Origin of the sequence: Yoonia sp. R2-816 (assembly GCF_046762905.1) — a bacterium.
In the GTDB taxonomy this organism is placed as follows: domain Bacteria; phylum Pseudomonadota; class Alphaproteobacteria; order Rhodobacterales; family Rhodobacteraceae; genus Yoonia.
The window spans coordinates 1-302 of sequence record NZ_JBKQXN010000192.1 but is presented as its reverse complement, the minus strand read 5'-3'; the positions used below and the strand labels follow the sequence as shown (position 1 = coordinate 302).

Genomic DNA, 302 nt, shown 5'->3' with positions numbered 1-302 from the left:
GGCCCTGAACTTGTGGTGTTGGGTCTGAAATTCAGCATCGTGATAGATCTCGAACAGAGTTCTACCCATATGCCAGCCCATATCTTGGCCGAGCTTGGCGCGGGTGCTGCGCTTCATATCGGGAAAGACCCGTGTGGCTTCGCGGTCAAATCGGCTCCTTGTTGGGGGGAACCAACGCATGATGGCTCTGAATGTCGTTCCCAATCCACCAGAACGAGAGTCAAAGGAGCGCCACCTCACAGCGGTCAGCGCCGACCACAGTGGGAAGTATCTTGCGTGCTGCAGAACTGATTTCAACGATG

1 pseudogene is annotated in these 302 nt (G+C 55.3%); it reads right to left on the bottom strand.

Annotated elements, in window-relative coordinates:
• A pseudogene (locus ACFWW2_RS12045) lies at nucleotides 1–297 on the bottom strand (acyltransferase); the annotation flags it as partial.
• Nucleotides 298–302: the final 5 nt, after the last annotated feature.